The following is a 12,405-nucleotide window of genomic DNA, read 5'->3' as shown; positions in this document are numbered from 1 at the left end:
CTACCGGCCGGGGTCAGAGCCGGCTGAGGCCGTGCAGTATGCGCTTCATCAGGTCCATGCTGGGGCGGTTGCCGTTGCCGCGCTTCGCGGTGTGGACGGCGACGAGGCCGCGGTCGGCCAGGTCGGAGAGCAGGACGCGCGCCACGCCGAGCGGCAGCCGCCGCCGCGCGGCCACCTCGGCGACCGACTGCGAAGTGCGGCACAGCACGCAGATCTCCGACTCTTCCTGCGTGCTCCCGCGCGTCATGGCCCGCCCGCGCGCGGTGGTCGAGACGAGCGTCTCGACGGGGAGGTCCCGCGTCGGGCGCGTCCGGCCATGGGTGCGGAAGTACGGACGGACGAGCCCCGCCGCCCCTCCGTCTTCGAGCGCGGTCCCCCAGTGCACAGCCAGCTCCTCACGGCGATTAATCCTTGTAGGCGATTATTCGACACCGTGATCGACTCCACCGCAATCGACCGAACAGGCTAACGGACGGTAAACTGCAGGTCGGAGCAGCGCCGTTGAGCGACACCACTCCGAGGGAGGAAGGTCATCGAGCCCGATTATCAGGGTTCTGACAACTCCGCCGGCGCCTCCCCGGCGCGGCCAGCAGCCGCGTCAGGCGCCGCCGCCACCGGTAGGCGGCGGCGAACTCCTGCTTGACCTCGGCGATGCGTGCGCGGAGGTAGGCGTCGGAAATCATCGGGGCTCCCCTCGTCGTCCGTGCCGTCACGGTGCCCGGGGACCATTGGGAAAACCTTGGCCGGACCTTGCCGGGACGCCGCCGATCCGCTACGCCTGAGGCAGGGAGGGGCGGACGTGGTGGAACTGCGGGTTCTGGGCGCGGTCGAGGTCGTGACCGGGGGCACCCGGCTCGACATCGGGCCCGCGCGGCAGCGTGACGTGCTCGCGGTGCTGCTCCTCGACGCCGGCCGGGCGGTCCCGGCCGACCGGATCATCGACCGCGTGTGGGGCGAACGGCCACCGCGGCAGCCGAGGAACTCGCTGTACGCGTACGTCTCACGGCTGCGTACCTTGCTGGGCGCGCTGGACGGCGTCACGATCGAGCGCGAACGTGACGGCTACCTCCTGAAGGCCGATCCGCTGCTGGTGGACGTCCACCGGTTCGACAGCCTCCTCCGGCAGGCGAAGCAGACCGGCGACGAGCACGCCGCGCTCGCGCTGTACGACGAAGCCTTGGCCCTCTGGCGCGGCACCCCGCTCAGCGAACTGGACTCGCCTTGGGTCGACGGCGTCCGCAGGGAATTGGAGCGCCGGCGCGACGCGGCGGTGCTGGACCGCGACGACCTCCGGCTGCGCACCGGCGACCACGCCGCCGTGCTCGCCCGGCCCGTCCCCGGCGGCAGCGACGAACGGGCGGCGGCCCAGCGGATCGAAGCGCTGTTCCTCGACGGACGTCCGGCCGACGCGCTGCGGGAGTACGAGGAGGTCCGGGCACGCCTGGCGGACGAACTCGGCGCCGACCCCGGCCCGCGGCTGCGCGGCCTGCACGAACGGATCCTGACCGGCAGCGGCCCGGAACCGCGGCAGCTCCCGGCCGCGGCGCCGTCGTTCTCGGGACGCGCGTCCGAACTGGCGGCGCTCGACCGGATGCTGTCGTGCGACGGCGCGGTGGCGGTGATCTCCGGCGCGGGCGGCCTCGGGAAGACGTGGCTGGCCGTGCGGTGGGCGACCGACCACGCGAGCCGCTACCCCGACGGCCAGCTGTACGTCGACCTCCGCGGCTTCGACCCGGCCCACGAGCCGGTCCCGGCCGAGCGGGCCGTCCGCGGTTTCCTCGGCGCGCTGGGCGTCGCGCCGGCGTCGATCCCGCCGGACCCGGACGGGCAGGCGGCGCTGTACCGCAGCCTCACGGCCCGGCGACGGCTGCTCGTGGTCCTCGACAACGCGCGCGACACCGGGCACGTGACGCCGTTGCTGCCCGGCGGGTCGTCCTGTTCGGTCCTGATCACCAGCCGGCACGAGCTCGGCGGCCTGCTCACCACGCACGGCGCGAGCGCGCTGCCGCTGCGCACCCTCGACGAAGACCAGGCGCGGGAGCTGCTCGCGGACAAGGTGGGTGCGCCGCTGCTGGCCGAGGAACCCGAGGCGGCGCAGGAGATCCTGACCCAGTGCGGCGGGATGGCCCTGGCGCTGGCGATCGTCGCCGCCCGCGTCGCGGCCCAGCCGGACCGGCAGCTGTCCGCGCTCGCGGCCGAACTGCGTGAAGGCCGGCTGGACGCCCTGGACACCGGCGAACTGACGGCGAGCCTGCGCGCGGTGTTCGACGCTTCCCACCGCTCGCTCTCCCCGGCCGCCGCGGCCGCGTTCCGCCTCCTCGGCCTGCTGCCGGCCGGCGACATCGGCCGCGCGGCCGCGACGGCGCTGCTCGGGGACGCCCGGGCGGTGCGCGTGCTGTGCGCGGCCAACCTCCTGGAGGAGCACCAGCCGGGCCGCTTCCGGATGCACGACCTCGTCAAGCTCTACGCGGCCGAGCTGGTGACCACGACCGACGACGAGGCCACCCGCCTCACGGCGTCGACCAGGTTGTTCGACCACTACCTGTCCTCGGCGTCGGCGGCCATGGACCTGTTCTCCCCGCACGAGCCCTACCTGCGGCCGCGCCCGCCCGGTCCGCGCCCCGCCTTCGCGTCCGGCGAGGCCGCCCGGGCCTGGCTGGACACCGAGCGGACCACGCTGGTGGCGCTGGCCACCAGCGCTCCGGAGGCGCTGGCCGGGCACGTGATCGATCTGTCGGCGACGCTCTGGCGCTACCTGTACATCGCGGCCCACCACCACGAAGCGCTGACGCTCCACACGACCGCGCTGGCGCTGACGAGCCCCGGCACGCGGGAACGGGGCTTCGCGAACCACGCCGTCGGCATGACGCTGGTCCTGCTCGGCCGGTTCGACGCGGCCGCCGAGCACCTCGAGCAGGCCCTTTCCCTGGCGTTGGCGCAGCGGAACGACCTGCTGGAGAGCATGACCCGCAACAGCATCGCCACGATCGACGACATCCGCGGCCACCGCCCGGAGGCCCGCCGGCAGTACGACCTGGCCCTCGCGGCGGCGCGCCGGACGGGCCACGCGCTGCTGGAGGGCATCGCGCTGTGCAACATCGGCGAGCACCACCGCTGGTGCGGCAACCACCTGGAGGCGGTGGAGTACCTGCGGCAGAGCGGCCGGATCGCGGAGGACCTCGGCTCGCCGGGCCTGGGCGGCCCGGTGCTGTCGGCGCTGGGCAGCGCGTACGCGGGCTTGGGCCGTCCGCGGGAAGCCGACGACCACTTCCGCCGCGCGCTGGAGTTCGCCCGGGTCGGCGGCATCACGAATCTCGAAGTGACGGCCCTGAACGACCTGGCGGCGACGAAGACGGGCCACGAGGCGATCGCGTTGTACGAGAAGGCGTTGGCGCTGGCCCGCCGGACCGGTCACCTTCGGGAACGAGCACTCGCCCAGCACGGGTTGGGGGTCGCCCACCGAGCGGCCGGGAACGACGTCGAGGCGCTGTCGCACCTTCAAGCGGCTTTGGTTGCCTACACGGAGTTGCGTGCACCGGAGGCGGAGGAAGTGCGCGTTCTCCTCGACGAGTTGATCTCCGGCTAAGCTCTGGCCACCAGTCATGCTCAGACCTGGGGGGACCTTCCATGACGACGCCCGAAGACAGACCGCAGAAGCCCGCGCCGGAAGCGAATCCCTTCCAGGTCCCGACGCCGTACTACCCGCCGTACCCGGTCGGCGTGCCGCCCAAGAAGCGCAGCGGCCTCAAACTCGCGCTGGGCGTCGGTCTTCCCCTCGTGTTCCTCGCGATCGTGGGCGCGATCGCGGTCGCGACCGCGCTGATGTCGGCCCCGGCCAAGAGCAGCAACGTCGGGGACTGCCTCAAGGGCAACCCGGACCACGCCGACAGCGTGAGCTCGGTGGCCTGCGGCCCGGAGGCGAGCTACAAGATCGTCGGAAAGGTCCCGGACCAGCACCAGGTATCGATGAACTTCGGCGGCTGCGACCAGTTCCCGACGGCGACCGCGGCGTATTGGGAGGGCACCGAGGTCTCGACGGGCACGCTGTTCTGCTTGGAGGACTTGAAGAACCCGGGAAAGGGCATGCCCCAGGTGGGCGACTGCCTCAAGGGCGAACTTTCCGACGCCGCCCACACCGAAAAGGTCCCATGCGGACCGGAGGCGACCTACAAGGTCGCCGGCATCGAGAACGGCGGCGCACTGGCCGGGGTCACGACCGCGGTGTGCACCAAGGTCCCCTCCGCCGGAGCCTCGATGGAGTGGAAGCGCCAGGGCAGCCTGTCCTCGAAGATCCTGTGCCTGGAGGACCTGAAGAACCCGGACAACCGCAGGCCCAAGCCCGGCGACTGCATGGCACCCGGCGCGAACGACGAGCTCCACATAGCCCCCTGCACCAAGGGCGCGGCGAAGGTCCTCGGCCAGGTGGACGGCCTGAGCAAGCTGGACGGCCTGTCGAAGACGATCCAGGAGATCTGCAAGGACTTCCCGGGCGCGGACCAGGCGGCCTCCTGGAGCATGCCGGGCTCGTTCACGGCGACCACGTACTGCATGCAGTCGATCAAGAAGTAGGCCTCAGAGGCGGATGGGCTTCTTGTTCATGAACTCCTCAATCCCCAACGCCCCCAGCTCCCGACCCAGTCCCGACCGCTTGATCCCGCCGAACGGGAGGTCCGCCTCCGAGCCGCCCGACTTGTTCACGTACACCATCCCCGCCTCGATCCTGCGGGCCACTCGGGCCGCTCGGACGCGGTCGGTGGCGAACACGCTCGCCCCCAAGCCGAACGGGGTGTCGTTCGCCAAGGCCACCGCCTCTTCCTCCGTCGATGCGCGGAACAGCAGCGCCACCGGGCCGAAGATCTCCTCGTGATACGCCGCCATCTGTGGTGTCACGTCCGTCAAGACCGTTGCCTCCACGTACGCTCCCGGGCCTGGGATTCGGTGGCCGCCCGCTCGCAGCGTTGCTCCCTCGGCGATCGCCGTCTCGATCTGGGCCGCCACCTCGTCGGCCGCCGACGCTGATGCCAGCGGGGGCAGGGTGGTTGCCGGGTCTGCTGGGTCGCCCGGGACGTAATACTCCGTCACGCGCTTGGCGAACCGGTCGGCGAACTCCTCGTACAGCTCGCCCACCACGATGATGCGCTTCGGCGCGTTGCACGACTGGCCGCAGTTGCGCATCCGGGCCGTTGCCGTGGTTCTGACCGTTTCGTCCAGGTCGTCGGTGTCCAGGACGATCAGGGGATCGGAGCCGCCCAGTTCCAGGACGCACTTCTTGAGGTTGCGCCCGGCTTCGGCCGCCACCGCGATGCCCGCCTGCTCACTGCCCGTGAGCGACACGCCGGCCAGGCGCGGGTCCGCGAGCATCCACGGGACCTGACGGCTCGACGCGAAGACGTTCACGTACGCGTCCGCGGGCACGCCGGCGTCCCGCAGCAGCGACTCGATCGCGACCGCCGATCGCGGGCAGATCGAGGCGTGCTTCAGCAGGATCGTGTTGCCCAGCACCAGGTTCGGCGCCACGAACCGGGCGACCTGGTAGCACGGGAAGTTCCACGGCATCACGCCGAGCAGCGCCCCGATCGGCTCCTTCGTCAGCACCGCCCGGCCGCCGCGGATCGGCAGGGGCTCGTCCGCCAGCAGGTCCGGGCCGCGCTCGCCGTAGTACCGGAAGATGTCGGCGACGACGCCGACCTCGCCGCGGCCTTCGTTGATCCGCTTGCCCATCTCCAGGGTCATGATCGCGGCGAGCTCGTCCGCGCGTTCGGCGAACAGGTCCGCCGCGCGCAGGACGACCGCCGCCCGCTCGGCGACCGGCCGGGCCCGCCAGGCCGCGTACCCGCGGTGCACCCGCTTGATCGCGACGCGGACCTCCTCGTCGGCCGCGTTCGGGATCTCGTCGACCAGCTCGCCCGTCGCCGGGTTGGTGACTGTGTACAAAGCGGCCTCCTTCGCCAGGCTACTGGATACTGTATACACTATGTGCGGAAAGATCGGCACCCGCGCGGCGGTACCCCTGGCCGCTTGATCGACTATCGTTCCCCCATGACGCTGGAACTCACCGGCGGACCCGCTTTCGCCGCACCGGCCCCGAAAACCGCTCGTTGGACCCGGCAGTACGCCGACGCCGCGGTGACCTTCGGCTGCCCCGCCCGCACGCCGGAACGCGCGCCGCGGGTGTGGAGCGGACGCGGCCTCGGCCTGCCGGAGGCCGAACTGCCGGAGTTCGCGGCGCAGCTGCGCCGCGTCATGAAGAAGGACGACTACTGGATCGCCCGGGCGGCCTGTCCGGACCGTCGCGCGGGTGACGCGGCCATCTGGTCACCCGGCCGCTACGACGACGAAGACGGCTTCGTCTACTTCGCCGGACCTTGCACACACGGCGACCCCTGGCCCGGTTACCGGCCGGCGCGGACGTTCACCATCGCGCTCCCCCGCGTCCGAGGCCTGCGGATCCGGGTAGCGGCTTACCTGGCGGGATGACGGTGAGACCGGCCCGCGCCGGCGCCATCGCCGCGGTGGTCAGCGGGCTGCCGTCGACCGCCCACGCGCTCCTCACCGGCGCCGACGTCCTGGCCGCCACCAGAGCGGCCGGCACCTTGCTCCCCGGACGGCGCGACCGGCCCGGCGTCGTCGCCGGGCTGATCGCTCACCTCGCCGTTTCCGCGGCCTGGACCGGCGTGCTCGCCACGATCGCGCGCCGCCACCGGCTCGGGGCCGGCGGCGGCGCGATCGCGGGACTCGCCATCGCCGCTCTCGATCTCGGGATCGCGGCCCACGCCTACCCCGCCGTGCGGGCCTTGCCACGCGGGCCGCAGATCCTGGACCACCTGGTGTTCGGCGCCGTCACCGGCGCGCTCCTCGACCGTCCACACCGGACGGATCAGGGCACGACCTCGACGACGTCACCCGGGTGCAGCGAGGTGTAGAACTTCACCGCGGCCGCGTGCGAAAGGTGCACGCACCCGTGGGACTTCACCTTCAGGCTGCCCTGGTGGAACGCGACTCCGGTGGTGGTGAAGAACACCGAGTACGGCATCGGCCCGTTGTACTGCTTGCTGTAGTGGTCGATGTCCTTGTACTGCACGTGGAACTTCCCCACCGGGGTCGGGTACTTCGGCAGCCCCACGGTGATCGGGACGCCGCCGTAGGTGACGTTCCCGGCGCCGTCGGTCAGCCACGCGGTATTCGAACTGCGCTGGACGCAGGCCTTCGCTTCGGCACTGCACGGCGTCGACGCCGCTTCGGCCGTTCCCGCGAACGCCACGGTCCCCGCCATCGCGGCGACCCCGCCCAGAAGTGCGATCATCCTCCGGTTCATCGTGTGCCTCCCGTTGTCGTTCGGCTACTCAACGGGAGTGCCCATTCGGGCGATCTTCGAATCAGTTCGGCGGCTGCGAAAGCCCGAGGAATTCGGCCTGCTCGCGGTCGTAGCGGCGGGTCAGGCCGTTGCCGTAGCGGTCCCACCAGTTCTGCGTGTGCCCGCCCTGGGTGGTCGTCGTCCCGCCGTAGACCTGGCGGTCGTACTCGACGCGGGCGTCGCGGAACTCCTGCTGGAACTGCTCGGGCGTCAGCCCCTGGACGTGCTGGATCGTCGCGTCGCTCAGGGTGCGCGAGCTGCGCACGATGTCCTCGCCCGCCATGTGGTTGAGGATCGCGCGGACCCCGCCGGCGCCGCGCATGTGCGCGCCGGACATGATCGCGGCCTGGGTGCCGGGGTCGGTGAAGTTGAGCGCGCCGGCGGTGCGCGCGTTCGCGGTCATCAGGTCGGCGACGACGGCGCGTTCCTCGGCGCTGCCGATCCCGTACTGCTCGCGCGCGGCGATGATCCGGTCGTAGCCGTTGTGCATGTTCTGCCGGAAGCCGTACGCCTCGGGCACGCCGCCCTGCTCCCCGGTCGCGCCTTCGGACCGCATGATCGAGTCGACGACCCGCGGGTCGAGCTGCTGCGGTGCCGCGGCCGCCGCGGCGCCACCCCCGCCCTGCCCACCGCCGCCGTAGGCCTGGGCGACGTCGGAGTCGGCCGCGTGGTACCCGTCCGCGGCCTTCTGGACGTTCTGGTTGACGTTGACCAGCAAGCTGAGCAGCTTCTGCAGCGCGCTGCCCAGCGTGGAGTGCAGCGCCGTGTTGGCGGCCGCGACGCCGCTGCCGATCCCGGCGAAGGACAACGCGTCCAGCACCAGGCCTTCCAGGTCGCGGGTGGCCGACAGGAAGGACGACCCGACGTCTTCGACCGCCCGTACGACCGCTCCCATTTCCGCGGTTTCGGCGCGGTAAGCCCCGGCACTCATGGTCTGCTCCCTCCGGACACCGGCTGTGCACGCCGAGAATTCCCCACCGCGCCGGCCGGGCCCACGGCCGAATTACCCACTGGTCACGGCCGGAGTGCCCACACCGGCGCTAAAGTCGGGAGATGAGCAAACCCGACGGCGACCCGAACGTGGTCGAGGGCGAAATCGTCGACGACACCCCCACCGAGGCGCTGGCGATCCCGTCGCCACCGCTGCCGGAGGCGGACTACAGCGAGGGTGGCGTGCCCAGCTTCGACTTCGTCCGCGACAAGATCGAGAACCGGTACACCACGTCGCTCGGCTCGGTCGACGTCGCCGGTCTCGGGACCGAGAACACGGCCGAGACCCTCGACAAGAAGATCGCCGATCGCGACCAGGCCGCCAAGGACAGGCTGGCCGAGATCCGCCGCTCGATGCGCGGCGAGTGACCCTTCACGTGCGGCGCGCGGGATCCGTCCCGCACTCCGGCGTCCCGCTGCCGCGGAGGAAGTGCGCGGCCGCGTAGCCGGTGCGCCCGGCCGCCGTGCCGCGCAGCCACCGGTCGTCGCCGGACGCGGGGGTTCCGTGCGTCCAGCACTCCGCCTCGAAGGTGCCGCCCTCGGCGACCCAGCCGACCCGGCGGCACGTCGAGGCTGCGCAGGACCGGACGTTGAGGCCGTGCCGACCCGTTCCCGTGACGACGTACGGCACCGGCGTGGTGCGCGCGAGCAGGTCGCCGGCGGGATCCGGGGGCGGCGTCCCGGATGACCCGGGCGGGCCCGAGACGAGGCCGCCGAGCAGCAGGAAGAGCGCGACGGCCAGGATCGCGGTGGCGGCCAGCACCCGGACGAGCACCCCTGGTTTCAGCACGACGAACACGGCCATTCCTTCCCCTCGGTTCCGTCCGCCGAGGCCGGCGCGGTCCCCTGGTCGTCGTTCTGGCGCGTCCTCACTGTCCTCGGGTCCCGGGCCGGACTCCGGCCTTGCCCTGCAAGTGTCACTCCGGGAAAGCTTGCTTTGCAATTCCCACTGAGGAATCCCAGCATGGAACACCCGTTCGGCGCAACAGCGGCTTGATCAGGAAAAACTCCTCGCTCGACACGCCACTGGGCCGCCCTTCACCGGGGAAGCGGCCAGATGGAGTATGGTCGCGACGCGATGGGAAACCCACCAACCGGGTCCCATCGCGGACGGCCCACCGCGAGAACGAAGGTCCCATGGCCCCCACGCAAGGTCCGATCGTGCCGCGCCGCCGGATCGCGGACACGCTCAAGAGCCTGCGTGACGAGTCCGGGCGCACCCTCGAAGAAGTGGCCGAAGCACTGCTCATCTCGACGTCGAAGCTGTCCCGGCTCGAGAACGCCCAAGGCAGCCCGCAGGCCAGGGACGTCCGCGACCTGGTCCGGTTCTACGGCATCGAGAACACGCAGCTGGCCGACCGGCTGATGCGCTGGGTGAAGGCGTCCGGCCGGCAGGGCTGGTGGACCGACTACTCGCAGACCACGGCGACCCCCGGCCTCGACGCCCACCTCGCGTACGAGTCCGAAGCGACGGTGGCCCGGATCTACACGATCCCGCTGCTGCCGGTGCTCCTGCAGACCCCCGAATACGCCCGCGCCCAGTATTCGACGCACGAGCCGTGGTGGTCGGCCACGGAGGTCGAGCGGCTCGTCGAACTGCGGGAGCACCGCAAGCACGTGCTCGCCGAGCGCGAGGACATGGAGCCGCTGCGGCTGGTCGCGGTCACCCACGAATCCGCCCTGCGGCAGTTCGTCGGCTCCCGCGAGATCATGCACGCCCAGCTGGACCACCTGGTCGAGCGGTCCACCGCGCCGAACATCGAGCTGCGCGTGTTCCCCTTCGCCCATCCCCCGCTGTTCTCGATGAGCTGCATGTACGCCTACTTCGAGTTCGAGGACGAGCTCGACCGGGACATCGTGCACATCGAAACCCACGCCGGGTTCCGGCACATCGAGACCGCCAAGACGGTCGAGCACTACCGCGGCTACCACGACGCCCTCGTGGCCGCGTCCCTCGAGCCCGACGAAAGCCGCGCCCTGATCCGCGAAATCCAGACCGCGCAGTTCGGCTGATCCCCTTCCCTTCACGTTGGGACAACGCATGGCTTTCGCTTTTCCCGGTTCCGAAAACGCCCGGCTGCACCGGAAGCGGCTCGACACCGACGGCTTCCTGGTCGTGTCCGACGACGAGCTCGGCCTGCCCGGCACGCGCCTGCGCGAGCACCTCCTGCGCACGTACTTCACCCCGGACGTGCTGCGCTGCTACCCCGGCGACATCCCCGCCGACCGGGAGCGGGCCCGGGACGTCGTCGAGTACGCCTGGCACGGCGAGACGCCGGTGCTGGCCGAACACCCCGAGATCGCCATCGAGGACCGCGGCGGCCGCCCCGAGCGGCGCGAGTACGCGCGCACGCCGGTGGCGCACGATCCGCTGTTCGCGGCCTGGATCCGCGCCGCGCTCGGCCTCATCCCGGACGGCCGGCGCCGGGCGCGGGGGACGTTCGGCGTCAACCTCTTCCGGACGTTCACCAACGTCGTCACGCGCCCGCACGCCGACGGCGAGGAGTTCGTCTTCGTCTACGTCGTGGACCGCGCCGGCACCGGTGCCGAGACGACGCTCCTCCGCCCCGAGGCCCCGGACACGGTGGTGCACTCCCAGCGGCTGGAGCCGGGGCAGCTCATCGTGTTCGAGGACGCGCGGTTCCTGCACACGGCCAGCCCGCTGATCGCCCCGGAGGGCGGCCGCGCCCGCCGGGACGCCCTCGTCTGCACCGTGGACCACCCGCAGACCTACGGCCTCGGCTGACGCTCAGCACAGCAGCCAGCGCATCTCCGCCGGCTGGTAGCGGGCGACCGCGAGCAGCCGGTGCGGGAAGACCGGGACCTGGCCGGCCAGCCCGGTGAGCCGGACCACTCGTTCGACGTCACCCCCGGGCGAGACGATCAGGCAGCCGGAGATCCCGCGCTTCCGGCACACCTCGAACACGCTCAACAGGCCACGGACCCCGCGGGCGGTCAAGAACCCCAGCGAGCCGAGGTCGATCACCAGGGACCGGGGGCTCGGCAGCTCGCAAAGGGCGGTTTCGAGCAGCGAGGCCCAGGCCAGCACCGTCCGGATACCCGGCTCGCCGCACATCTCGACGACCAGCACGCCGCCGGAGCGTTCCGAGGCGATGTCGTCGTCGCGCATCGCGCCTCCCGGGAGCCATCCCGTCCCGCACCCATGGTCGCACGGACGTCAGGCTTCCGTAATACCCGCGTGGAATCATGGGAGGTCCGGGGCAGTTGTAACGGGCGGTAGCACCGCACGAGGAGAAGGAGTGACGCCGTGACCACGTCAACCGAAAGGGCCGTCCTGGCCGGCGGCTGCTTCTGGGGCATGCAGGAGCTGTTCCGCCGTCAGCCCGGGGTGATCTCGACCCGGGTCGGTTACAGCGGCGGCGACGTCCCGAACGCCACCTACCGCAACCACGGCACGCACGCCGAGGCCATCGAGGTGATCTACGACCCCGCGCGGACCACGTTCCGCGACCTGCTCGAGTTCTTCTTCCAGGTGCACGACCCGACGACGAAGAACCGCCAGGGCAACGACATCGGCCTGAGCTACCGCTCGGCGATCTTCTTCGAGAACGACGAGCAGAAGCGGGTCGCCGAGGACACGATCGCCGACGTCGACGCCTCCGGGCTGTGGCCGGGCAAGGTCGTCACCGAGGTCGCCCCGGTGGGTGACTTCTGGGAGGCCGAGCCGGAGCACCAGGACTACCTGCAGCGCATCCCGAACGGGTACACGTGCCACTTCGTGCGCCCGGGCTGGAAGCTCCCGAAGCGCGAGAAGACCGCCTGACACCAGTAGCACCGAAGGGCCCCTTCGCCGATCACCGGCGGAGGGGCCCTTCGTCATGTCGGACGCAGTGAAGATCGCCCGAACGGCGGTGATCTCCGATCAGTCCTCTGTGTATAGTCGCCGACCGCGATCCCAATGGTGTCGAATGTCCTATTTGGGATGTATTGCGACTTCCCGATAAGACCGTACGTTCGTCGCTTGTTCACGGCGCTTTCACACCGGATGCTGATTTCCGCTAAGCCGCACCATTTTTCCCCGTCGTCCCCGTTCTCGGCCC

15 protein-coding genes are annotated in these 12,405 nt (G+C 71.2%); 8 read left to right on the top strand and 7 right to left on the bottom strand.

Annotated elements, in window-relative coordinates:
• Positions 1 to 13: 13 nt before the first annotated feature.
• Both H5965_RS19680 and H5965_RS19675 read right to left on the bottom strand, forming a co-directional pair.
• Entirely contained in the window at positions 14 to 385 is a 372-nt protein-coding gene (locus tag H5965_RS19680; RefSeq protein ID WP_310971491.1) for a DUF742 domain-containing protein, read from the bottom strand.
• 145 nt (positions 386 to 530) lie between these two features.
• Entirely contained in the window at positions 531 to 683 is a 153-nt protein-coding gene (locus H5965_RS19675) for a hypothetical protein (RefSeq protein WP_310971490.1), read from the bottom strand.
• A gap of 119 nt (positions 684 to 802) precedes the next feature.
• On the opposite strand from H5965_RS19675, the gene H5965_RS19670 reads away from it, so the two are divergent.
• Together H5965_RS19670 and H5965_RS19665 are read left to right on the top strand one after the other, a co-directional pair.
• A complete protein-coding gene (locus H5965_RS19670; RefSeq protein WP_310971489.1) occupies positions 803 to 3,586 on the top strand; it encodes a tetratricopeptide repeat protein in 2,784 nt (927 codons plus the stop codon).
• 41 nt (positions 3,587 to 3,627) lie between these two features.
• On the top strand, positions 3,628 to 4,569 hold the full coding sequence (locus H5965_RS19665; protein ID WP_310971488.1) for a hypothetical protein: 942 nt from the start codon (positions 3,628 to 3,630) through the stop codon (positions 4,567 to 4,569).
• 3 nt (positions 4,570 to 4,572) lie between these two features.
• Here the strand turns inward: H5965_RS19665 and H5965_RS19660 are convergent, their stop codons facing one another.
• On the bottom strand, positions 4,573 to 5,934 hold the full coding sequence (locus H5965_RS19660; RefSeq protein ID WP_310971487.1) for an NAD-dependent succinate-semialdehyde dehydrogenase: 1,362 nt from the start codon (positions 5,932 to 5,934) through the stop codon (positions 4,573 to 4,575).
• A gap of 105 nt (positions 5,935 to 6,039) precedes the next feature.
• Between H5965_RS19660 and H5965_RS19655 the strand changes: the two genes are divergently transcribed.
• Both H5965_RS19655 and H5965_RS19650 read left to right on the top strand, forming a co-directional pair.
• The gene (locus H5965_RS19655; RefSeq protein WP_310971486.1) at positions 6,040 to 6,477 is read left to right on the top strand and encodes a hypothetical protein; all 438 of its coding nucleotides are present in this window, start codon (positions 6,040 to 6,042) and stop codon (positions 6,475 to 6,477) included.
• The gene (locus H5965_RS19650; RefSeq protein WP_310971485.1) at positions 6,474 to 6,923 is read left to right on the top strand and encodes a hypothetical protein; all 450 of its coding nucleotides are present in this window, start codon (positions 6,474 to 6,476) and stop codon (positions 6,921 to 6,923) included. Before H5965_RS19655 ends, H5965_RS19650 begins: the two co-directional genes overlap by 4 nt.
• Here H5965_RS19650 and H5965_RS19645 read toward each other — a convergent pair.
• Both H5965_RS19645 and H5965_RS19640 read right to left on the bottom strand, forming a co-directional pair.
• Entirely contained in the window at positions 6,878 to 7,315 is a 438-nt protein-coding gene (locus H5965_RS19645; protein WP_310971484.1) for a L,D-transpeptidase, read from the bottom strand. The two genes, H5965_RS19650 and H5965_RS19645, sit on opposite strands and share 46 nt — an antisense overlap.
• Positions 7,316 to 7,376: 61 nt before the next feature.
• Positions 7,377 to 8,285, bottom strand: a complete 909-nt coding sequence (locus tag H5965_RS19640; RefSeq protein WP_310971483.1) for a hypothetical protein — start codon at positions 8,283 to 8,285, stop codon at positions 7,377 to 7,379.
• A 122-nt stretch (positions 8,286 to 8,407) separates the two neighbouring features.
• Between H5965_RS19640 and H5965_RS19635 the strand changes: the two genes are divergently transcribed.
• Positions 8,408 to 8,713 carry a hypothetical protein gene (locus H5965_RS19635; RefSeq protein ID WP_310971482.1) on the top strand — a complete coding sequence of 102 codons (306 nt, stop codon included), beginning with the start codon at positions 8,408 to 8,410 and terminating at the stop codon, positions 8,711 to 8,713.
• A gap of 4 nt (positions 8,714 to 8,717) precedes the next feature.
• On the opposite strand, the gene H5965_RS19630 is transcribed toward H5965_RS19635, so the two are convergent.
• Complete coding sequence (locus H5965_RS19630; RefSeq protein WP_310971481.1) at positions 8,718 to 9,149, bottom strand: hypothetical protein; 432 nt, start codon at positions 9,147 to 9,149, stop codon at positions 8,718 to 8,720.
• 332 nt (positions 9,150 to 9,481) lie between these two features.
• Between H5965_RS19630 and H5965_RS19625 the strand changes: the two genes are divergently transcribed.
• A complete protein-coding gene (locus H5965_RS19625) occupies positions 9,482 to 10,357 on the top strand; it encodes a helix-turn-helix transcriptional regulator (protein WP_310971480.1) in 876 nt (291 codons plus the stop codon).
• A 28-nt stretch (positions 10,358 to 10,385) separates the two neighbouring features.
• The gene (locus tag H5965_RS19620) at positions 10,386 to 11,090 is read left to right on the top strand and encodes a 2OG-Fe dioxygenase family protein (protein WP_310971479.1); all 705 of its coding nucleotides are present in this window, start codon (positions 10,386 to 10,388) and stop codon (positions 11,088 to 11,090) included.
• A gap of 3 nt (positions 11,091 to 11,093) precedes the next feature.
• Here H5965_RS19620 and H5965_RS19615 read toward each other — a convergent pair whose 3' ends face one another.
• Positions 11,094 to 11,474, bottom strand: a complete 381-nt coding sequence (locus H5965_RS19615) for an STAS domain-containing protein (RefSeq protein WP_310971478.1) — start codon at positions 11,472 to 11,474, stop codon at positions 11,094 to 11,096.
• Between the two features lie 138 nt (positions 11,475 to 11,612).
• On the opposite strand from H5965_RS19615, the gene msrA reads away from it, so the two are divergent.
• On the top strand, positions 11,613 to 12,128 hold the full coding sequence (gene msrA / locus H5965_RS19610; protein ID WP_310971477.1) for a peptide-methionine (S)-S-oxide reductase MsrA: 516 nt from the start codon (positions 11,613 to 11,615) through the stop codon (positions 12,126 to 12,128).
• Positions 12,129 to 12,405: the final 277 nt, after the last annotated feature.

The organism is Amycolatopsis sp. 505 (assembly GCF_031625235.1).
Classification (GTDB): Bacteria; Actinomycetota; Actinomycetes; order Mycobacteriales; family Pseudonocardiaceae; genus Amycolatopsis.
The sequence above is the reverse complement of the archived record's forward strand: the minus strand, read 5'-3'. Positions and strand labels throughout refer to the sequence as shown.